This window comes from Serratia sp. MF1(2023), from assembly GCF_030954545.1.
Taxonomy (GTDB): Bacteria; Pseudomonadota; Gammaproteobacteria; order Enterobacterales; family Enterobacteriaceae; genus Serratia; species Serratia sarumanii.
Map to the genome: position 1 here is coordinate 335,080 of NZ_JAVHUX010000008.1, position 19,665 is coordinate 354,744.

Genomic DNA, 19,665 nt, shown 5'->3' on the forward strand with positions numbered 1-19,665 from the left:
GCCACTCCTTGCGTGATTGTTTTGCATCCATCGTGGATAACGCGCGCATTACTTCACCGGGATAAACTGTTCGCCGTGCCACAGCGCGACGCGCCCTTTTTTATCGTTGACGTCAACCTTGCTGAAAGCGCGATCCTTGCCCGGCATCACGAAATAGTTCTCCTTGCAGTCGCTGCCGTCTTGCTTGTTCCTGCAATTGCCGTAGGCCACCACTTTGAACGTGGCGTTGCCGGTGTTTTTGATCCGTCCGTTGGCGAACTGATAGGCGAAGCGATCCTGCCGAGGCGCCACCACCAAAATGGTGCCGATGCGCGCCGACGTGGTGGCCACGGCATTACGCCGATCCGAGTTTTGCCCCGCCTCGCTCAGCGCCTGATCGAACCAAACGATGCGGTAGTAGCGCTCCTGAGCATCGTTCGGCCCCTTGTAGTAAAAGCGGATCACGTCGCTGGCGTTGGCCGGCAAGATCAGGCTGGCGGGCGACAGCAGCATTTCATCCCGGCTGCTCATCGGGATCGCCGTACCGGAGGCCAGGGGGCTGGAAATGCGTTCGATCTTGATATTCACCAGCCGGCCGCTGTCGGTGGTGTTTTTGATTTCCTTGCTCAGGCGCGCGCTGTCGCCAGGCATGAAGGAGCTGATCTCACCCACATCGAGAGCCAAAGCCGGCCGCAGCAGCATTAACATCAGGGTGACGGCGAGAGAAAAGCGTGTCATTGCGGTATTCCACTGGCGTTGATGAGCGATAAATAGCAGGAGGTCTCCCCCCTGCCAGGTGCAGATCGTTCGGGGGATTAGGAAGTCCAGGTCGCGTTGAACTCGACGCTGACGTCGCCGCTCCAGATACCTTCCGGCAACGTGCTGAAATCCGTGACGGCGGTGGTGCCGTTTGACGTCGCGCCGATGATGCTGAAGGTGAACTGATCCTGCGCGCTGGTGCGGCCGGCCTGGTTATAGGCGTTGGACAGGGCGCTCAGATTACCGCCCAAAATGCCGGCGGTGGTGTCGATCATGGTGGTTTCAGCCGTTTTCTCTACCGCCGCACCGTTGTAGTTCACCCCGACTTCCAGCGTAGAACCGGAAGTATCCAGCTGAGTCAGCGTATTGGAGACCAGTTTTGAGGTCAGTTTGAAAGCGGTGGCCGTGGTATCGCCTTCCACGGTGACGTCAAACAGGCCTTTCTGACTGTTGAAACCCTTAATGCCTTCTGCATAGTTGAAGGTCAGGCTGCCAATCGGCGTCACAACCAGTTTGCTGGTGGTGTCTTTCTTGGCGGTCGCAGACCAGGTTGCCAACGCCTGAGCGGTAACGTCGGCGGCTTGAGCAGTGCTGACCGCTGCAAAGGCGGAAACGATCGCCAGAGCCAGTGTCATTTTCTTCATGGTATAACTCCCTTCAATGTTGAATATGTTTTCTTTCTTTCGTCCATTCTCAGCCAGCCGTTTGCATCACTGCGTTTAGCCAGTCTGCTTGACGCCACAAGAATATCCCCAGCCGTTCAAAAAAGAATCATTAACTATTAAAGTTCAAATATTTAGATTTAAATGCCGCAATTAAGATTGCGGCCCCCGACAATCACGTTAAAACACGGATTAAGCCTTTGATGAAAGCACAATCATATTGTGGTTTAACCCCATCAAAGCGGTTGTTGTTTAACCACAAAGCAGCCCTGTTTATCCTTGCCATGTCCGTACAGAATTTCAGCCCGCGTCATTCGTTGCGGAGAGAAGATTGATTGGATTAACTCAGGAGAGCAGCAGCCAATGAAGATCGACTGCTGCAGAGAAGAGGTGACTCTTGCCACATTTCAGGAAGGATAGCGGGTTCTCAGGGAAAGAATAAGCCGCATAAAACCGGCCTGATTGAGGCCCAGTTTTCGCATAATATTCAGTTTATGGGAGCTGATGGTTTTGTAACTTCGCCGGGTCAGGTTGGCAATGCTTCGTGGAGATGCGCCGGCAGCCATCATGGCCAAAACTCGCCATTCACCGTCAGATAATGCGACAGGCGAATGGGCCAACCGGGCGCGAATATGCGGGGAACGATAGCCGGAGAACTCACCCGCAGCCGCAATGGCATCACGCAGGCAATGCAAAGGTTCCTCCTTTGCCACTATAGCTATGCGCGCATCCGTCGCTAACAGCGCTAATATACCGGGGTGTTCTACCGCGGTGAAAATCACCAAGGGAATTTCCGGCCAGACATTTTTTGCTGTCAGAACGAACCGCAATACATCATACAAATATTCGTTCTGATGATATAACTCCATAATAAGCGCGCGCGGCTTCCCCCCTTTCAATGCTCCCTCCAGCTCGCTCAAGGTATCGATAAAATACCTGTCACTTGATCGGGTAACGAGAAATGCTTCCATTCCTGCTCTCACTAAATAGCTGGGTTCAAAAAATAGCAGCGCATCACCGAGATCGGCTTTAACCATACATAATCACCATAATGAGGTAGAAAGCGGTAGAGAAAGGGAAATACCTCTCGATAAACGCCACACGGCCCCCCGCCAAATGAAAATCAAACGTTCAATTTCAATGCTGTAATATTTTTGTCATATCCACCGTCCTTTCAATCGCGTTGGGCCGACGGCTATCGATGGTCAATTAATAAACTCGGCATTGTCGCTTTCCAAACCGGAACAGATCTCCATTTTATGTTCACGCAAAATCTTGCAGCGCAGCAGGAATAAGCGGGAAATGCCGGAAATGTAAGCCCTGACCTGATTGCTGCGCACCACCAGCAAAAACTCATCGCCGCTGCATTCTCCCGTTTGGTGAGCGGCGTAAGCCAGAATGTCCCGATTCAGGCTGGCGTTGACCGACGCCGAGGCGGCAGGCAAGGACATGAAAACCTTACAATTGCCGGACTTTCCCAAGTAGCTCTCCTGCCGGGCCTCCGAGCCGCTGAAATAGGCGGTGACAGCAATGGCCATGAGGATGCCCCCCAGGACCAATGCACAGATCATCAGCCAGCCGCGGCGGGAATCACCGAAAAAAGAGGTGGCCCGGTTGATGACGGTTGCGGATGGCGGGTTTATCGCCGCTTCGGGCGCAGGCTCCGGCAAAGAGGCGGCGGGTTCTGCATCGTGTCTATCTTCCGCTTCCTCATAAGACTCGATGGTAATCTCATCACGCAGCATAAAACCCACTTTAGGGACAGTGACAATAACCTCTTCTTCGACGCCCAGATTTTTAATCACCCGGCGTAATTTGCTGACGCACTGATTAAGATTATTATTGCTGGAAACCATGCCGTAATCGTCCCAGACCTTCTTGAATATCAATTCACGCCCCACGGCCTCGCCATGGTGGGCAATCAGCAGCAGCAACAACCGCTTGGAAGGACTGGATATGGATATGGGATCGTCAGAAAAATCAGTTGGGCTAAGGGTTCTGGTGTCTGCGTCAAAGAGAATATGGTCATTAAATCTATATTTCATTTTATTCACATGTTTTCACTATAGCGATAATTTATAGTTTGGCGTCAAATGTTAATGAAATATTAAATCGGGTTAATTCGCAAAAACACCCAAATGCAGGCAAGAAAAACCACGCAATCAACGCCACGAAATACGCTTTTTCACCTCACCACCGTTTATATAGGATTTTTCTTGCAAACCATAACCAAAGGTTAACCAATCACCACGCCCATTGATATATTGACGTGATAAAAACCACAAAGTTAGTTTTTTATATCGCAAATTACAAACTTTAAGGAAAATCATCTCAAAAAATGGTCGCAGAACTAAATTTTAATAAAAAAATAATAACACGTGAATGTTGAGCGCAATCACATATAGCCGGCATACGCATTAGCCTGATGAATTAACACGCTTGCCGCGACGCAAATGTTAAAATTTAGGTTCAGCCAAGGCGCTGGGGAAATAATAATGAAAGGAAAAGCTTACGAATGACGCCTGTCGCATTATTCGAACAGGCGAAAACATTCGCGCAGTTCATTGAACTGATGAAGGGAATATCAGGCTAAAGGTCAAGCAAGCAGCATCCTGGCCAGCGGAACACTGCGCGCGCACCTCACCGCCGTGCAGCGTCATGATGGCGCGCACGATAGACAGCCCCAGCCCACTGGCATGATTGCCGGCGCTGCGCGCGGGATCGGCGCGGTAGAAACGATCGAACAGTTTTTCCAGCTGTGCCGGCGCGATCGGCGGCCCCTGATTGATAACCTGCACCCACCAGGCATCGGCGCGCCGTTCAGCCCGCAACGCGATCAGGCTGTTTTCATCGGCATAGCGCACCGCGTTGGCCACCAGGTTGCTCAGCGCCCGCTGGAACAACATCGCGTCCGCCTTCAGCTCGCCTTCCCCTTCGCAGCTCAGCGCGATGCCGCGTTCTTCCGCCAGCCCTTCGAAGTAATCCGCCACCCGCCGCAGTTCCAGCGCCACATCCAGACGGCCGTAGTTCAGCGCAGACTGCGCCTCCCCGGCGCGCGCCAGGAACAGGATGTTTTCCACCATGCGGGAAATGCGCTCCAGCTCATCCATATTGTTCGACAGCAGGGTTTCGTACTCCTCCACGCTGCGGGGCTGGTAAAGCGCCACCTGGCACTGGCCCATCAGCGCCCCTACCGGGGTGCGGATCTCATGGGCCAGATCGGCGGAAAACTGCGTCAGGCGCTGATAGCCTTCATTCAACCGATCGAGCATCGCATTGAACGAACGGGTCAGCTGCTGCAATTCCTTCGGCGCTCCCTGCTCGCTGAGGCGCGTCGACAGCGTATTGGGCGCAATCTGCGACGCCTGCGCCGCCATGCGCCATAACGGCTTCAATCCCCGGCGCATGACCCCATACCCCAGCAGCGCAATCAGCAGGAAAGCCACCGCCACCGCCGCGACGATGCGCCACAGGTAACGCGCCAGCATCTTCTGCTCGTTGACCATCACGTGCGCGGCGGAGATCTGCAACAGGCTGCCGTCTTCCAGGCGCACCATCGCCGACGCCGCGCGCAGCGGCACCCCCTGCGCCGTTTCCCCGCCGCGCACGGCGGCCAACGTCTGCGCCTGGCCGGCCGGCGTCGGCGCGATCGGCGGCAATGCCACCCCGGCCGGGTTCACGTTGATGAGCGGTTTTTGCCCCGGAATTTGGAAAATCAGCACGTCCTGTTCATTGCCCAGCATGTTTTCAAACAGGCCGTTATTGGCGGTCAGGCGCGCCAAAGGAAAGCGCTGTCCCAGCAAATGGCGGAAATACTCTACGCGCCCGGTCACCTGCAGATCGCTGCGCAGCGTCATTTCCTGGCGCATGGCGCTATACAGATACCCGCCCGTCCCGCTCACCACCAAAGCGGCCACCAGCGCGAACAGCGTGGCGGTGCGCAGCGTCAGCGATACCGGCCGACGTGAAGTGCGCCCGTTCACGAGCGTGGCTCGCAGATATAGCCGATGCCGCGCACGCTGTGGATCAGCTTGACGTCGAACGGCCGGTCTATTTTGGCGCGCAGGCGTTTGATCGCCACGTCAACCACATTGGTGTCGCTGTCGAAATTCATGTCCCACACCTGAGAGGCGATCTGCGTGCGCGACAGCACTTCGCCCTCGCGCCGCACCAGCAGGTGCAGCAGCATGAACTCCTTGTTGGTCAACGGGATCACCTGTTCCTGACGCACCGCCCGGCGGCGCAGCACGTCCAGCTGCAGATCGGCGATGGCATAATGATCGGCTTCGCGCGCCGGCCCACGGCGCAGCAAGGTGCGTAAACGCAGCACCAGTTCGGTGAACGAAAACGGTTTAATCAGATAATCGTCCGCGCCCAGCTCCAGACCGTGGATACGATCCTGCACGCCGTCGCGAGCGGTGAGAAACAGAATCGGCACGTCGCTTTTCTTGCGCAGCACCTCGATGATCTGCCAACCGTCCAGCCCCGGCAGCATCACGTCGAGCACGATCGCATCGTAATCCTGCTCCAACGCGCGAAACAACCCGTCGGTGCCGGTGCGCGCCAAATCGACGCCGTACCCCGCCTCGCTCAGCCCTTTCTTCAGGTAATCCCCTGTGCCGATATCGTCTTCAACTACCAGTATTCGCATGCTCGCCACCTCGTTACGTCTGCAAAAATACTAGCAGCTTCGGCGGACAAACTTGATGACATTAATGTCATCAAACGGCCATGGCGCTGACCCAATGGCTCAACCATGCTTACCCGGCAAACTCATTTCAGGAGAACGTTATGATTACCCGTCATCGTATAGCCGGTTTACTGTTGTCCACCTTGCTGCTGTCCAGCGGCCTGGCCGCCGCCGCTCAAACGCCGGGCAAGGTTATCGCGCCGCTGCGCGGCACCATCAGCCAGGTGGCCGACGGCAATCTGCAGCTGACCGATCGCAAGGGCGAGACGCTCAGCGTCAAGCTGAACGATCAGACCAAAGTGCTCAGCGTGTCCAAGGCCACGCTGGACGACATCAAACCGGACAGCTTTATCGGCACCGCCGCCGTGCCGCAGCCGGACGGCACGCTCAAAGCGCTGGAGGTGCACGTGTTCGCCGCCAGCCTGCGCGGCACCGGCGAAGGGCACTCGGCCTGGGAATCCGCCGACGGCAAAGTGGACACCATGACCAACGGCACCGTCGGCAAACTGGTGAAATCCAACGGCCGCACCCTGACCGTCACCTACGGCAACCAGCAGAAAACCGTCGTCGTGCCGGAAGACGTGCCGATCGTGACGCTGGATCCGGGCGATCTGAGCCTGCTGAAGCCGGGCGTGCACATCGTCCTGTTCTCCGCCGTCAACGATAAGGGCGAGCGCGTCGCCACCCGCATATCCGCCGGCAAAGACGGCACCGTACCGCCGATGTAACCGGAGAAAGCCATGAAAACCAACGCGTCGCGGCCGGTGCATCGCTGGCCGGTTCGAATCACTCATTGGATCAACCTGTTCGCCATGGTGTGCATGTTTATGAGCGGCTGGGAGATCTATAACGCCTCGCCGCTGTTCGATTTCCGCTTTCCGCCGCAGATGACGCTGGGCGGTTGGCTGGGCGGCGCGATTGGTTGGCATTTGGCGGTGATGTGGCTATTGGCGCTCAACGCCGCCTGCTATCTGCTGTGGAGCCTGTTCAGCGGCCATTTTCGCCGCGATCTGTTGCCGCTTCGCGTCGGCGCGCTGCGGCAGGATATCTGGCTGGCGTTGACGCTGCGCCTGCGCCACCGGCATGGCCACTACAACGCCATTCAAAAGCTGATGTACCTCGGCGTGCTGACGCTGGGCCTATTGCTGGTGCTGTCCGGCCTGGCGATTTGGAAGCCGGTTCAGCTGCAGGGATTAGTCGCCCTGTTTGGCGGCTTCGATTTCGCGCGCTACGTGCATTTCTTCGCCATGGTCGGCATTGGCCTGTTCGTGGCGATCCACGTCTTTATGGTGATCGTCGTGCCCAAAACGCTGTGGGCGATGATAACGGGTGGCAAACATGAATGAGAAAAAGCCGCGGGCAACCGCGCCAAAACTGGAACCGGACCAAAAAAAGCAGCTGGTCAATCTGCAGCGCCGCCTGATGCTGCGCTCCGGCCTGACGCTGGGCGGCATCGCCATGCTCACCGGTTGCAACCTGCAAGACGGCGATCGGGTGGATAAGGTGCTGTGGGCCATGTCGCGCTGGAACGACCGGGTGCAGGCCTGGCTGTTCAGCGGCCAGCGGCTGGCGCAAACTTACCGGCCCGATCAGATTACCCAGCCTTTCCCCTTCAACGCGTTTTACCCGGAATACAACGTCCCCGAGATCGATCTGGCCGGCTACCGGCTTGAGGTCGCGGGGAAAGTGGAGAAAAAAGCGCCCTGGACGCTGGAACAGCTGCAACGGCTACCGCAGCAAAGCCAGATCACGCGTCTGATCTGCATTGAGGGCTGGAGCGCCATCGGCCAATGGGGCGGCGTGCCGCTGCGCACCTTTCTGCAGCACGTCGGGGCGGATCTGAATGCCGGTTACGTCGGCTTCAAATGCGCCGATCGCTACTACTCCAGCCTCGACATGGCCACCGCACTGCACCCGCAGACCATTCTGGCGCTGGATTTCGGCGGCAAGGCGCTGCCGGCGGACTATGGCTACCCGCTGCGGCTGCGGGTGCCCACCAAGCTGGGGTTCAAAAACGCCAAACATATCGCCGCCATCTTCGTCAGCGACGTCAATCCGGGCGGCTATTGGGAAGATCAGGGCTACAACTGGTTCAGCGGCATTTAGTTTTGCGCGGCGCTGCGCATAAGCTCCATCGGCGGCTGGAGGATCTTCTCCGCCGCAGTTAATAATCGGTTCGTCACAAAGGGGATAACTATAGGAAAAATAATAGTAAAAAGGATTTCATCATGGAGATTGATGTGAGGGAGATCAATGCGCGACCGGCCACAGAGTATAGATACCGAATAACGGTTTATAAAAATGCAGGCGCTGCTGCTGCGTATTACCTTGATTTTAAAAAAGCGACGTTAAGGATGCGTCAATGGCTTATTGGGGCTTATCCCACCTCGGAAATATTGGACAATGCGTATGCCATGGAACTGTATGATGTAAAAGCATTGGAAGTCCGCGCCGAAGTAGCCAGATCCTTATTTGATACCTATACCAGGATGGCGTACACCCGATATGAACGAGAACAACTCTTCATTAATGGCATTGGTCTGGCGATCGTCACCTTTGTTGCGCAATACCAAGCGAGATTGGTTTTCAGCGTACCGCTCAGGCCGGCATTAGCCAGAATTTATGACTCGCTCTTGAAAAAACACGCGCGTCGCGTACATTATTTGTACAACCAGGAGCTTATTGAGGACGGATTATATGTCATCGAAATCCCGCCTGTTAACGGCAGAATCCCACCCAACCCCTATGAGCATGAAGGAACGGCACCAAAAAGAGATGCAAGCTTTCCACGAAGAATGGGCGGAACAAAGGCGCCGCGAATGGCGTGAACGCGGCGGCGTTGAAGCAAGTGAACCGCCCGCATGTGGCATCGATACCGAACTTTCATCCTGACTCCGGTTCGTTCTTACTCTTCTTCCCCTGCCGTCAGCAACGCAAGCCCCGCTTGCTCGATTGCCTCCCGCGCGGCGGCGGGCAGCCCCTCGTCGGTAATGACGGCGTCAAAGGCGGCGATCGGCAGCGCCAGGTAGGTCGCGATCTTGCCGTATTTCGAGGTGTCGCTGAGCAGAATGCAGCGGCGGCTGGCCTCGACGATGGCCTTCTTTACCATCACCTTGTCTTCGTTCGGCGTCGACAGGCCGCGCATGCTCCACGAAGAGGCGGAGATAAACGCCAGATCGATAAACAGACCGCGCAGCGCCTGCGCCGCCGCTTCGCCGACGCAGGAGCGGTTTTCCCGGCACACGGTGCCGCCGGTGTGGATGATTCTGCACTGGCTGTGTTCGATCAGGAAGCCGGCGATGACAAAGTCGTTGGTCACCACCGTCAAATCGTCACGTTCACCGATCTGCTTCGCCAGCGCCAGCGTGGTGGTGCCGGCATCCAGATAAATACAGCTATTGGCGGGAATTTGCCGCGCCGCCAGCCGGCCGATGGCGATTTTCTGCCGGCTGAACATCCCCTCTTTGGCCTGATGCGAAGGTTCGCTCGCCACCCGCTCGGGCGCCTGCACGCCGCCCGAGACCGACTGCACCGCGCCCTGTTCCTCCAGCTTTTGCAAATCGCGGCGGATCGTCATATGCGACACCCCCAGCCGTTCGGTCAGCTCGGCAATGCTGACGACGCCGCGTTCGGATACCAGCGCAAGAATTTGTTGATGGCGTTCTACAGGTATCACGGTTCCCTCTCGTTGCTGCGGTGATAATAATTGTGATTTTACGTCAATTTTCGTTCGCCGATAGCCCTAATTTTTCGCGGCGTGACGGCGCGCGCAGTGACGCCAGAAAAACATAAACTTATTTAAAAACATAACAATAATGTTGATACAGGCCAGAAACCGTACGAAGAATTCGTCTCACACATTGTTAATTATTGTGATATCGATCGCGGATAAACGGCCGTCAAGCGCTTACATTTAACACAACAAAACAAATTATCACTAAAATTAACAGGAGTGCAGTATGACACACCCAGGGAATTATGCCGTCTGCGTCATTGGGCTGGGCGCGATGGGCATGGGCGCGGCGCGCTCGTGCCTCCGCGCCGGATTGACCACCTACGGGGCGGACCTGAATCCGCAGGCGCTGGCGGCGCTGCAACAGGCTGGCGCAAAACACGCGTCTACCAGCGCGCGCGATTTCGCCGCCGAACTGGACGCCGTGCTGCTGCTGGTGGTGAACGCCGCCCAGGTGAAGCAGATCCTGTTCGGCGAACAAGGCCTGGCGCCAAAGCTCAAGCCGGGCACCGCGGTGATGGTCTCTTCGACCATTTCCGCCGATGACGCCAAACAGATCGAGCAACGGCTGCTGGACTACGGGCTGCCGATGCTGGATGCGCCGGTTTCCGGCGGAGCGGCCAAGGCGGAGGAAGGCCAGATGACGGTGATGGCCGCCGGCGCCGACGCCACCTTCGAGCGCCTGCAACCCGTGCTGGACGCCATCGCCGGCAAGGTTTACCGCATCGGCGAGGCGATCGGCCTGGGCGCGACGGTTAAAATCATCCACCAGCTGTTGGCCGGGGTGCACATCGCCGCCGGAGCGGAAGCCATGGCGCTGGCCGCCCGCGCCGGCATCCCGCTGGACGTGATGTACGACGTGGTCACCCACGCCGCCGGCAACTCCTGGATGTTCGAAAATCGCATGCGCCACGTGGTCGACGGCGACTATGCGCCCAAATCGGCGGTGGATATCTTCGTCAAGGATCTGGGGCTGGTGGCCGATACCGCCAAGGCGCTGCACTTCCCGCTGCCGCTGGCCTCCACCGCCTTCACCATGTTTACCACCGCCAGCAACGCCGGTTACGGTAAAGAAGACGACAGTGCGGTAATCAAAATCTTTGCCGGCATCGATTTGCCGCAGAAAAAGGAGGCAATCTGATGCTGCTCGGCGTAATCGCGGATGATTTTACCGGCGCGACCGATATCGCCAGTTTTCTGGTGCAAAACGGCCTGCCGACGGTGCAGTTGAACGGCGTGCCGCAAGACGAAACGCCGGTCAGCGCGCAGGCGGCGGTCATCAGCCTGAAATCGCGCTCCTGCCCGGCAGAGCAGGCGGTCGAACTGTCGTTGCAGGCGCTGGCCTGGCTGCAAAAACAGGGCTGCCGCCAGTTCTACTTCAAATACTGCTCCACTTTCGACAGCACCGCGCAGGGCAATATCGGCCCGGTGACCGACGCCCTGCTCGCCGCGCTGGGGGAAAGTTTCACTGTGGTATCTCCGGCGTTGCCGATAAACGGCCGCACGGTCTATCAGGGCCACCTGTTCGTCGGGGAACAACTGCTGTCCGAATCCGGCATGCGTCATCACCCGGTCACGCCGATGACCGACAGCAACCTGCTGCGCCTGATGGAATCCCAGGCCACCGGGCGCTGCGGGCTGGTGACGGCGGCGGAAATGGATCGCGGCGCCGGGGCGGTCAGCGAGAAACTGCGGCAATTGGCGCAGGAAGGCGTGCGCTACGCGGTGCTGGATACGCTCAACGAACGGCATCTGCTCAGCCAGGGCGAAGCGTTGAAAACGATGAAGCTGGTGACCGGCGGTTCGGGCCTGGCGATCGGCCTGGCGCGGCAGTGGGCGCAGAACGGCGAACGTTCGGCAGAGGCGGCCGGCGCGCCGCAGGGCGAGAAAGCGGCGGTGCTGTCCGGTTCTTGCTCCGTCATGACTAACCGGCAGGTGGCGCACTACCGCGAACGCGCGGCGGCGCAGGCCATCGATATCGGCCGCTGTCTCGATCCGCAGGCGCGCGCCGCCTACGCCGCCGAGCTGGCGCATTGGGCGCAGCGTCACGCCGGGGAGGCGCTTGCCCCGTTGATCTACGCCACCGCAGCGCCGGAAGCGCTGCAGCAAACGCAACGGCAGTACGGTAGCGCCGCCAGCGAGGCGGTGGAGGCGTTGTTCGCCGAGCTGGTTGTGCAACTGCGCCAGTTGGGATTCAGCCGCTTTATCGTCGCCGGCGGCGAAACCTCCGGCGTGGTCACGCAGGCGCTGGGCATTCGCGGCTTCCATATCGGCCCCTGCATTTCCCCCGGCGTTCCCTGGGTGCGCGCCAGCGATCGGGCCATTTCCCTGGCATTGAAATCAGGCAATTTTGGCGATGAAGCCTTCTTCACGCGCGCGCAAACGGAGTTTCCAGTATGACCACGACCATCGAACAGCAGGCACGAGAAGAGATGGTGCGCCTGGGCGCCTCGTTTTTCCAACGCGGTTACGCCACCGGCTCAGCCGGCAACCTCTCGCTGTTGCTGCCGGACGGCGCGCTGCTGGCGACGCCGACCGGCTCCTGTCTCGGCGAGCTGCAGGCCGATCGTCTGTCTAAAGTGAGCCTGAACGGCGACTGGCTGTCCGGCGACAAGCCGTCGAAAGAGATCAGCTTTCACCGCGCGCTGTATCTGAACAACCCGGAATGCAAAGCGGTGGTGCACCTGCATTGCACCTACCTCACGGCGCTCTCTTGCCTGCAGGGGCTGGACGTCGACAACGCCATCAAACCGTTCACCCCCTATGTGGTGATGCGCGTCGGCAAGGTGCCGGTGGTGCCCTACTATCGCCCCGGCGACGAAAGGCTGGCGCAGGATCTGGCCCGCCTGGCGCCCACCCACCGCGCCTTTTTGCTGGCCAACCACGGGCCGGTGGTGACGGGTAAAGACCTGCGAGCGGCGGCGGACAATACCGAAGAGATGGAAGATGCGGCGCGGCTGATCTTCACCCTCGGCGATCGTCCGATCCGCTATTTGACCGATGATGAAATTGCCGAATTACGGAGCTGACCCATGCCTAAATTTGCCGCCAATTTATCGATGATGTTTAACGAAGTGCCGTTCCTCGAGCGCTTCGCCGCCGCTGCCGAACAAGGCTTCAACGCGGTGGAGTTCCTGTTCCCTTACGAGCATCCCGCCGAGCTGTTGGCGGAAAAACTACGCGAACACGGCCTGCAACAGGTGCTGTTCAACACCGCGCCCGGCGATGCCGCCGCCGGCGAATGGGGGCTGGCGGCGCTGCCGGGCCGCGAGCAGGATGCGCGCGCCGATATCGATCGCGCGCTGGCCTACGCCATCGCCCTCGCCTGCCCCTGCGTGCACCTGATGGCCGGCGTGGTGCCCGCGGGCGCGGACCGGCAGCGTTATCTCGACACCTTTATCGCCAATGCGCGCTATGCCGCCGACGCCTTCGCCCCGCACGGCGTCAAGGTGCTGATCGAAGCGCTCAGCCCACCGGTCAAACCCGACTACCTGTTCGCCAGTCAACATCAGGCGGCGGAGGCGGTGGCGGCTATCGAGAGACCGAACGTGTTCATTCAGTTCGACTTTTTCCACGCGCAGTTAGTAGATGGCAATATCAGCGGGCTGCTGCAAACGCTGGCCGGGCGCTACGCGCATATCCAGATAGCCTCGGTGCCGGATCGCCATGAGCCGGATGACGGCGAACTGAATTACCCGTGGCTGTTCGACAGGCTGGATGCGCTCGGTTATCAAGGCTGGGTAGGTTGCGAATACCGGCCGCGCGGCGACACCGCCGCCGGGCTCGGCTGGCTGAAACCTTACCGCTAACGCCGTCGCCGACACCAGGAAATCGATTTTATAACAATGAAACGCACCCGTATCGCCACGCGGCGATCGCGGTGCCCAACGCTTACCCAACGAAAGGCTTTTTTCATGTCTACCTCTCTGCTATTGCTGATTGCCGTACTCGGCGTGGTGCTGCTGTTATTGATGGTCATCAAGGCGAAGGTGCAACCCTTTGTCGCGCTGTTGGTGGTCAGTCTGCTGGTGGCGTTGGCCAGCGGCATTCCGACCGGTGAAGTGATGAAAGTGATGACCGCCGGGATGGGCGGCGTGCTCGGCTCGGTGACCATCATCATCGGCCTGGGGGCGATGCTTGGCCGCATGATCGAACACTCGGGCGGCGCCGAGTCGCTGGCGCAGCGCTTCAGCCAGGGGCTGGGGCCGAAACGCACCGTCGCCGCGCTGACCCTCGCCGCGTTTATCCTCGGCATTCCGGTGTTCTTCGACGTCGGCTTTATCATTCTGGCGCCGATTATCTACGGCTTCGCCAAGGTCGCCAAAGTGTCGCCGCTGAAGTTCGGCCTGCCGATGGCCGGCGTGATGTTGACGGTTCACGTCGCGCTGCCGCCGCACCCCGGCCCGGTGGCCGCCGCCGGTTTGCTCAACGCCGACATCGGTTGGCTGACCATCATCGGCCTCGCGATCTGTATTCCGGTCGGCGCGATCGGCTATTTCGCCGCCAACTACCTCAACCGCAAAACCTATCCGTTATCGATAGAAGTACTGGAACAGCTGCAGCTGGCGGCGCCTGAACCGCGTCCGGAAGGGCAAGCGCCGCTCAGCGATCGCATCAACCCGCCCGGCGCCGGCCTGGTGGCGGCGCTGATCGTCATCCCGATCGCCATCATCATGCTCGGCACCGTCTCCGCTACGCTGTTGCCTGCCGGCTCGGCGCTGCGCGATACGCTGTCGCTGCTGGGCTCGCCGGCGGTGGCGCTGATGATCGCCCTGCTGCTGGCCTTCTACTTCCTGGCGCTGCGCCGCGGCTGGAGCCTGCAACACGCCAGCGACGTGATGGGCGCTGCGCTGCCGACCGCCGCGGTGGTGATCCTGGTGACCGGCGCGGGCGGCGTGTTCGGCAAGGTGCTGGTGGAATCCGGCGTCGGCAAGGCGCTGGCGGAGGTGCTGACGGCCATCGGCCTGCCGCTGGTGCCCGCCGCCTTTATCATTTCGCTGGCGCTGCGCGCTTCGCAGGGATCCGCCACCGTGGCGATCCTGACCACCGGCGGCCTGTTGTCGGAGGCGGTCAGCGGCTTGAATCAGCTGCAGCTGGTGCTGGTGACGCTGGCGACCTGTTTCGGCGGGCTGGGGCTTTCCCACGTCAACGACTCCGGTTTTTGGATCGTCACGCGCTATCTGGGGCTGTCGGTGGCCGACGGCCTGAAAACCTGGACGGTGCTGACCACCCTGCTCGGCCTGAGCGGCTTTCTGTTCACCTGGCTGTTGTGGCTGGCGGTGTGATTTCTCTGGCATACTGAACGCCGTTGTTTTTCATCGCCTTTCACCCTGTGCAGGAGCAGCAACATGACCGTAATCAACACCGCGCCAACGCTTGTCACCGAACGCCTGCGGCTGGACGCGCACAGGCTGGACGACTTCGAGTCGCTGGCCGCATTGTGGGCCGATCCGCTGGTGGTACGCTATATCGGCGGCACGCCGCGCGATCGGGAAGACTCCTGGGGGCGCCTGATGCGCTACGCCGGCCACTGGGCGCTGTTGGGGTATGGAAATTGGGCGGTGCGTGACAAACAGAGCGGCGAATACCTCGGCAGCATCGGATTCTTCGACGGCCTGCGCGATATCACCCCGGCGCTCGACGCGCCGGAAATGGGCTGGACGCTGGTGAGTTCGGCGCACGGCAAAGGCTACGCCACCGAGGCACTGCGGGCGGCGCTGGCCTGGGGTAAAACGCACCTGCCGGGGGAGAAAACCGTCTGCATCATCTCGCCGGAAAACCAGGCTTCGCTGGCGCTGGCGAAAAAAGTCGGCTTTAGCGAAAGCCGCCGCAGCGAGTATCACCAGAGCCCGATCGTCGTGATGCATTGCCCGCTCTAAAACCTAACCGCGTTGCATCGCCAACGCCGTCTGAACAAAGTTGTCCCGCAGCGCGTCGGCGCGTTGCGGATCCCAGGCGATACCAACCTGCCACTCCGTTTCCTCGCCGCTCAGCGGTAAAATGTCGATGCCGGCCGGCGCGATATGCGTGATGCTGTGCGGCAGCAGCGCAACGCCGACGCCGGCGGCGACCAGCGCCAACAGCGTCTGAATATCGCCGGCCTGCTGCACCACGTTCGGCGTCAAGCGGTGAGCGGCGATAAACCGCAGCGACTGATCGCTCAGCCCGCGCCCGCGCTTCGGAGTCAACTGCAACAGCGGCAGCTGATTGAAACGCGCCATCAGATCGTCGGCGCGCAGCGCCAGCGCGCCCGGCGCGGCCAGCACCAACCGGTCACTCAGCATTGCCACGCCGCACAGCGGCGTATTGACCGGCAAACGCACGAACCCCGCCTGCAACTCCCCCTGTAACAGCAACTGATACTGCCGCTCCGACGGGATGTCCTCCAGGCCGATCGCCACCTCGGGAAACCGTTGGCGAAAAGCCGCCACCAGCTGCGGCGCCAGATGAAAGCTGGAGAGGCCAAATCCCAGCGCCAGCCGCCCCGCTTCCCCGAGCGCCACCCGCCGGGCGCGCCGCTGAAACTGCTGGTACTGTTCCACCAGCGCCTGCGCCTCCGGGTAGAGCCGCTGCCCGCCGGCGGTGAGCACCGCGCCCTGTCGGCCACGCTCGAACAATCGAACGCCGAGCTGGGTTTCCAGCGCCTGAATCTGCTTGCTCAGCGCCGGCTGGCTGATGCACAGCCGGCTCGCCGCCTGTCGATAGTTGCCCTGCTCGGCCAGCGCCACCAGGGCGCGCAGTTGTTTTATGTCCATTCCATCAGGTTATCAAATAGGGAATTTAATTGATTATACAGTAATCAATCCTCCTGCTGTAATCAACGCAGACCCTAACCGGAGAGACACCATGACCATCTCATTGCGCGCCGCCACGGTGCAGTTCCAGCATCGCGCCAACGATAAGAATTACAACCTGTCGATCATTGAGCGCTTTATCGCTCAGGCGGCCGAGCAGCAGGTACAGCTGCTGGCCTTCCCGGAAATGTGCATCACCGGCTATTGGCACGTGCGCCATCTGTCCGACGCCGAAGTGCGGGCGCTGGCGGAACCGATCGCCGCCAGCCCTTCGCTGGCGCGCATTCGCCCGCTGGCGGAGCGTTACAACATGGCGATCGGCGTCGGGCTGATCGAGCTGGGCGACGACGGCCGTTGCTACAACGCCTACGCCGTATGCCTGCCGGACGGCGCGCTGCATGTGCACCGTAAACTGCACGCCTTCGAACACCCGGCTATCGCCAGCGGCGATCGCTATACCGTATTCGACACCCCCTGGGGCGTGCGCGTGGGCGTATTGATCTGCTGGGACAATAATCTGGTGGAGAATGTGCGCGCAACGGCGCTGCTGGGCGCGGAGGTGTTGATGGCCCCGCACCAGACCGGCGGCACCCATTCGCGCAGCCCGCACGGCATGAAGCCGATCCCACAGGCGCTGTGGCAGCGGCGGGCGGAAGATCCGCAGGCGATAGAAGCCGCCTTTCGCGGCGAACACGGCCGCGGCTGGCTGATGCGCTGGCTGCCCTCGCGCGCTCACGACAACGGGCTGTTTTTGCTGTTCAGCAACGGCGTGGGCCGCGATGACGATGAGGTACGCACCGGCAATGCGATGATCCTCGATCCCTACGGCCGCATCGTGGCGGAGACCTGGGCGGCGGAAGACCGGATGGTCAGCGCCGATCTCGATCTGACGCTGATCCCGCTCAGCACCGGCCGCCGCTGGATTTACGGACGCCGCCCCGAGCTGTACGGTTTACTGACCGAACCGCAAGGCTATGAGCGCGATGCCCGCAGCGCACGCTTTTCGACGCAGCCGACGGGGCGCGGCGGTCAATGACAGATAAAAAAAATCCGCCCGAAGGCGGATTTTTTATCCGCGCGGCAACCTGTGCCGCGCATTCACGCCCGCAGGCATGAAGAAATCTTAGAAGCGGTAGCCTACGCCAACGTTCCAGCTGCCAACGTCCACGCTGCGGATGCGGCTCTGCTCGTAGCCAACGTCCAGGGCAACGTTTTCGATTGGGTTGAACTGCAGACCGGCACCGTAGGTGAAGCCGTAGTCGCTGTTGCCACCTTTGTTACCACCAGCCTGGGCGTTGTCGATGTTTTTGCCGTAGCCAACACCGATCACACCGTAGATGCTCGCCCAGTCGTTGAAGCGGTAAGCTGGACCTGCGGTGATGGAATCGTACTGAGATTTCTTGTAGAAACCGTTTTCAGAACGATTTTTTTCCAGGTGGGTGAAGGAGCCGATCACACCCAGTGGGTTGTTGTCGAACTCGTAACGGTATTTCAGGTTGAAACCGTCGGCCTTGTTAGCAACGCCTTGGAGATCACCCTGCGCATAGCCAGCGGATACGGTGCTCTGACCAGCGAATGCGGTACCTGCGCTAACTGCTAATACGCAAGCTGCTACTGCGGAAAGACATGCAATTTTTTTCATAACCACCTCAAACGCGTTTTATTATTAAGTACATCCATTTGTTCATGCTTTGAAAATATAACAAAAATTAGCGTGAAACTCTGCCTTGAAATGAGTGTCTAAAGCTTTATATCGTGTAACAGAAGATTTCAAGAACAGTGTATCTGCTTCTTTTCGCTCTATTTTCGTCCGTATTCTACGGCTTTCTGTGACAAAAATCACCAATTTAATATCCAGATAATTCTTAAGAAAAAGCGCACTTTTTGACCAAATCCGCCACATCTCATCCGAGGATCGGCGGATTTCACCGCGATGCGCGCTTTTCTCAGACAGATTTTCGCCATTTCATTTACACTGCTCGCATCCCCGTTTCGACCGTTTTCTCAAGGCTGAGGAACGGCGCAAAAAAGGCTCGTTAAGGATGTCGTTATCTACTTCCGGCAGAGCGCCCTCCGCGCTGCTGCCCATCTGTCTGTTAATCATCGCCATGGTGTCTATCCAGAGCGGCGCCTCGTTGGCCAAAAGCCTGTTCCCGATCGTGGGCGCCGAAGGCATTACGACGCTGCGCCTTTTCATCGGCACCCTGATTCTGTTCATTATCTTCCGCCCGTGGCGTATGCGCATCGTCGCCGGCAGCCGCTTGCCGCTGCTGATTTACGGCCTGTCGCTCGGCGCGATGAACTACCTGTTCTACCTGTCGCTGCGCACCGTGCCGCTCGGCATCGCCGTGGCGCTGGAGTTTACCGGCCCGTTGGCGGTGGCTATGTTCTCGTCGCGCCGGCCGATCGACTTTCTTTGGGTGGCGCTGGCGATCGCCGGGTTATGGTTCCTGTTGCCGCTCGGCCACGGCGTGGGCGGGATCGATCCGTTCGGTGCCGCCTGTGCGCTCGGCGCCGGCGCCTGCTGGGCGGTCTATATCATCTTCGGCCAGAAGGCAGGCGGCGATCACGGCCCCGGTACGGTGGCGCTCGGCTCCTTGATCGCCGCGCTGGTGTTCTGCCCGATCGGCGCCTGGCAAACCGGCAGCGTGCTGTTCAACCTCGATATTCTGCCGGTGGCGCTGGCGGTGGCGATCCTCTCCACCGCGCTGCCATATTCGCTGGAGATCATCGCGCTGCCCAAAATTCCGGCGCGTACCTTCGGCACCTTAATGAGCCTCGAACCGGCGATGGCGGCGCTGTCCGGCATGCTGTTCCTCGGCGAACACCTGAGCGGCGTGCAATGGCTGGCGCTGGCGGCGATTATCGCAGCCTCCATGGGCTCCGCCCTGACCATTCGCCCCAAGCCGCGCCTCGAAAGCCTTTCCTGATCGCCTGACTCGCCTGACTCGCCTGCCGACCGCAACGTCGGAATGCAGGCGGGTTAACTGTTTTCCTCGTGACAAATCGGCATACTTCCCCTTAGCCTGTATCGCAGGCTCTTTGGAC

The 19,665-nt window shown here is 59.6% G+C and carries 21 protein-coding genes; 12 read left to right on the forward strand and 9 right to left on the reverse strand.

The window, feature by feature from the left end:
• Positions 1-48: 48 nt before the first annotated feature.
• The 6 genes from REA38_RS04410 to REA38_RS04435 form a co-directional block, all read right to left on the reverse strand.
• A complete protein-coding gene (locus tag REA38_RS04410) occupies positions 49-717 on the reverse strand; it encodes a hypothetical protein (protein WP_033646845.1) in 669 nt (222 codons plus the stop codon).
• A 77-nt stretch (positions 718-794) separates the two neighbouring features.
• On the reverse strand, positions 795-1,382 hold the full coding sequence (locus tag REA38_RS04415) for a common pilus major fimbrillin subunit EcpA (protein WP_033646847.1): 588 nt from the start codon (positions 1,380-1,382) through the stop codon (positions 795-797).
• 425 nt (positions 1,383-1,807) lie between these two features.
• Positions 1,808-2,437 carry a LuxR C-terminal-related transcriptional regulator gene (locus tag REA38_RS04420; RefSeq protein ID WP_308333106.1) on the reverse strand — a complete coding sequence of 210 codons (630 nt, stop codon included), beginning with the start codon at positions 2,435-2,437 and terminating at the stop codon, positions 1,808-1,810.
• Between the two features lie 168 nt (positions 2,438-2,605).
• Positions 2,606-3,445 (reverse strand): winged helix-turn-helix domain-containing protein, encoded by an 840-nt coding sequence (locus REA38_RS04425; RefSeq protein ID WP_033646852.1) that lies wholly within the window; start codon positions 3,443-3,445, stop codon positions 2,606-2,608.
• A gap of 516 nt (positions 3,446-3,961) precedes the next feature.
• Positions 3,962-5,383: a heavy metal sensor histidine kinase gene (locus REA38_RS04430; RefSeq protein WP_039566880.1), complete on the reverse strand. Its 1,422-nt coding sequence runs from the start codon at positions 5,381-5,383 to the stop codon at positions 3,962-3,964.
• The gene (locus REA38_RS04435) at positions 5,380-6,051 is read right to left on the reverse strand and encodes a heavy metal response regulator transcription factor (protein ID WP_308885131.1); all 672 of its coding nucleotides are present in this window, start codon (positions 6,049-6,051) and stop codon (positions 5,380-5,382) included. The genes REA38_RS04430 and REA38_RS04435 overlap by 4 nt, the downstream gene beginning before the upstream one ends.
• Before the next feature lie 140 nt (positions 6,052-6,191).
• On the opposite strand from REA38_RS04435, the gene REA38_RS04440 reads away from it, so the two are divergent.
• From REA38_RS04440 to REA38_RS04455, 4 genes are all read left to right on the forward strand, one after another.
• Positions 6,192-6,818 carry a hypothetical protein gene (locus tag REA38_RS04440; protein ID WP_033653393.1) on the forward strand — a complete coding sequence of 209 codons (627 nt, stop codon included), beginning with the start codon at positions 6,192-6,194 and terminating at the stop codon, positions 6,816-6,818.
• 12 nt (positions 6,819-6,830) lie between these two features.
• Positions 6,831-7,436, forward strand: a complete 606-nt coding sequence (locus REA38_RS04445) for a cytochrome b/b6 domain-containing protein (RefSeq protein WP_308885132.1) — start codon at positions 6,831-6,833, stop codon at positions 7,434-7,436.
• Complete coding sequence (locus REA38_RS04450; protein ID WP_033637672.1) at positions 7,429-8,196, forward strand: molybdopterin-dependent oxidoreductase; 768 nt, start codon at positions 7,429-7,431, stop codon at positions 8,194-8,196. The genes REA38_RS04445 and REA38_RS04450 overlap by 8 nt, the downstream gene beginning before the upstream one ends.
• Positions 8,197-8,318: 122 nt before the next feature.
• Positions 8,319-8,918: a hypothetical protein gene (locus REA38_RS04455; RefSeq protein ID WP_041034124.1), complete on the forward strand. Its 600-nt coding sequence runs from the start codon at positions 8,319-8,321 to the stop codon at positions 8,916-8,918.
• A gap of 77 nt (positions 8,919-8,995) precedes the next feature.
• Here the strand turns inward: REA38_RS04455 and ygbI are convergent, their stop codons facing one another.
• Entirely contained in the window at positions 8,996-9,766 is a 771-nt protein-coding gene (gene ygbI, locus REA38_RS04460) for a DNA-binding transcriptional repressor YgbI (RefSeq protein ID WP_033637671.1), read from the reverse strand.
• A gap of 283 nt (positions 9,767-10,049) precedes the next feature.
• Here ygbI and ltnD point away from each other — a divergent pair, with 283 nt between their 5' ends.
• The 6 genes from ltnD (at position 10,050) to REA38_RS04490 (ending at position 15,702) form a co-directional block, all read left to right on the forward strand.
• Positions 10,050-10,964 (forward strand): L-threonate dehydrogenase, encoded by a 915-nt coding sequence (ltnD, locus tag REA38_RS04465; protein ID WP_308885135.1) that lies wholly within the window; start codon positions 10,050-10,052, stop codon positions 10,962-10,964.
• The gene (gene otnK / locus REA38_RS04470) at positions 10,964-12,223 is read left to right on the forward strand and encodes a 3-oxo-tetronate kinase (protein WP_308885137.1); all 1,260 of its coding nucleotides are present in this window, start codon (positions 10,964-10,966) and stop codon (positions 12,221-12,223) included. The genes ltnD and otnK overlap by 1 nt, the downstream gene beginning before the upstream one ends.
• Complete coding sequence (locus tag REA38_RS04475; protein ID WP_033637668.1) at positions 12,220-12,852, forward strand: aldolase; 633 nt, start codon at positions 12,220-12,222, stop codon at positions 12,850-12,852. The genes otnK and REA38_RS04475 overlap by 4 nt, the downstream gene beginning before the upstream one ends.
• A 3-nt stretch (positions 12,853-12,855) precedes the next feature.
• Complete coding sequence (otnI, locus tag REA38_RS04480; RefSeq protein ID WP_308885138.1) at positions 12,856-13,632, forward strand: 2-oxo-tetronate isomerase; 777 nt, start codon at positions 12,856-12,858, stop codon at positions 13,630-13,632.
• Positions 13,633-13,737: 105 nt separating this feature from the next.
• Positions 13,738-15,108, forward strand: coding sequence for a GntP family transporter (locus REA38_RS04485; RefSeq protein ID WP_033646865.1), 1,371 nt, complete (start codon positions 13,738-13,740; stop codon positions 15,106-15,108).
• 63 nt (positions 15,109-15,171) lie between these two features.
• Positions 15,172-15,702 (forward strand): GNAT family N-acetyltransferase, encoded by a 531-nt coding sequence (locus tag REA38_RS04490; RefSeq protein WP_033637665.1) that lies wholly within the window; start codon positions 15,172-15,174, stop codon positions 15,700-15,702.
• A 3-nt stretch (positions 15,703-15,705) separates the two neighbouring features.
• On the opposite strand, the gene REA38_RS04495 is transcribed toward REA38_RS04490, so the two are convergent.
• A complete protein-coding gene (locus REA38_RS04495; RefSeq protein WP_060428004.1) occupies positions 15,706-16,578 on the reverse strand; it encodes a LysR family transcriptional regulator in 873 nt (290 codons plus the stop codon).
• 91 nt (positions 16,579-16,669) lie between these two features.
• Here REA38_RS04495 and REA38_RS04500 point away from each other — a divergent pair, with 91 nt between their 5' ends.
• Complete coding sequence (locus REA38_RS04500) at positions 16,670-17,653, forward strand: nitrilase family protein (protein WP_033637663.1); 984 nt, start codon at positions 16,670-16,672, stop codon at positions 17,651-17,653.
• Positions 17,654-17,740: 87 nt separating this feature from the next.
• Here the strand turns inward: REA38_RS04500 and ompX are convergent, their stop codons facing one another.
• Positions 17,741-18,259: an outer membrane protein OmpX gene (gene ompX / locus REA38_RS04505; RefSeq protein ID WP_033637662.1), complete on the reverse strand. Its 519-nt coding sequence runs from the start codon at positions 18,257-18,259 to the stop codon at positions 17,741-17,743.
• A gap of 400 nt (positions 18,260-18,659) precedes the next feature.
• Here ompX and rhtA point away from each other — a divergent pair, with 400 nt between their 5' ends.
• Complete coding sequence (gene rhtA / locus REA38_RS04510) at positions 18,660-19,547, forward strand: threonine/homoserine exporter RhtA (protein ID WP_004939202.1); 888 nt, start codon at positions 18,660-18,662, stop codon at positions 19,545-19,547.
• Positions 19,548-19,665 lie beyond the last annotated feature (118 nt).

What these genes read in the sequence shown, in the direction of transcription:
- REA38_RS04495 (WP_060428004.1), bottom strand. Translation starts at nt 16,578, where the DNA reads ATGGACATAAAACAACTGCGCGCCCTGGTGGCGCTGGCCGAGCAGGGC.
- REA38_RS04435 (WP_308885131.1), bottom strand. Translation starts at nt 6,051, where the DNA reads ATGCGAATACTGGTAGTTGAAGACGATATCGGCACAGGGGATTACCTG.
- REA38_RS04475 (WP_033637668.1), top strand. Translation starts at nt 12,220, where the DNA reads ATGACCACGACCATCGAACAGCAGGCACGAGAAGAGATGGTGCGCCTG.
- REA38_RS04455 (WP_041034124.1), top strand. Translation starts at nt 8,319, where the DNA reads ATGGAGATTGATGTGAGGGAGATCAATGCGCGACCGGCCACAGAGTAT.
- REA38_RS04410 (WP_033646845.1), bottom strand. Translation starts at nt 717, where the DNA reads ATGACACGCTTTTCTCTCGCCGTCACCCTGATGTTAATGCTGCTGCGG.
- REA38_RS04425 (WP_033646852.1), bottom strand. Translation starts at nt 3,445, where the DNA reads ATGAAATATAGATTTAATGACCATATTCTCTTTGACGCAGACACCAGA.
- REA38_RS04445 (WP_308885132.1), top strand. Translation starts at nt 6,831, where the DNA reads ATGAAAACCAACGCGTCGCGGCCGGTGCATCGCTGGCCGGTTCGAATC.
- REA38_RS04485 (WP_033646865.1), top strand. Translation starts at nt 13,738, where the DNA reads ATGTCTACCTCTCTGCTATTGCTGATTGCCGTACTCGGCGTGGTGCTG.
- otnI (WP_308885138.1), top strand. Translation starts at nt 12,856, where the DNA reads ATGCCTAAATTTGCCGCCAATTTATCGATGATGTTTAACGAAGTGCCG.
- ompX (WP_033637662.1), bottom strand. Translation starts at nt 18,259, where the DNA reads ATGAAAAAAATTGCATGTCTTTCCGCAGTAGCAGCTTGCGTATTAGCA.
- otnK (WP_308885137.1), top strand. Translation starts at nt 10,964, where the DNA reads ATGCTGCTCGGCGTAATCGCGGATGATTTTACCGGCGCGACCGATATC.
- REA38_RS04440 (WP_033653393.1), top strand. Translation starts at nt 6,192, where the DNA reads ATGATTACCCGTCATCGTATAGCCGGTTTACTGTTGTCCACCTTGCTG.
- REA38_RS04500 (WP_033637663.1), top strand. Translation starts at nt 16,670, where the DNA reads ATGACCATCTCATTGCGCGCCGCCACGGTGCAGTTCCAGCATCGCGCC.
- REA38_RS04450 (WP_033637672.1), top strand. Translation starts at nt 7,429, where the DNA reads ATGAATGAGAAAAAGCCGCGGGCAACCGCGCCAAAACTGGAACCGGAC.
- rhtA (WP_004939202.1), top strand. Translation starts at nt 18,660, where the DNA reads ATGTCGTTATCTACTTCCGGCAGAGCGCCCTCCGCGCTGCTGCCCATC.
- REA38_RS04415 (WP_033646847.1), bottom strand. Translation starts at nt 1,382, where the DNA reads ATGAAGAAAATGACACTGGCTCTGGCGATCGTTTCCGCCTTTGCAGCG.
- ltnD (WP_308885135.1), top strand. Translation starts at nt 10,050, where the DNA reads ATGACACACCCAGGGAATTATGCCGTCTGCGTCATTGGGCTGGGCGCG.
- REA38_RS04420 (WP_308333106.1), bottom strand. Translation starts at nt 2,437, where the DNA reads ATGGTTAAAGCCGATCTCGGTGATGCGCTGCTATTTTTTGAACCCAGC.
- REA38_RS04490 (WP_033637665.1), top strand. Translation starts at nt 15,172, where the DNA reads ATGACCGTAATCAACACCGCGCCAACGCTTGTCACCGAACGCCTGCGG.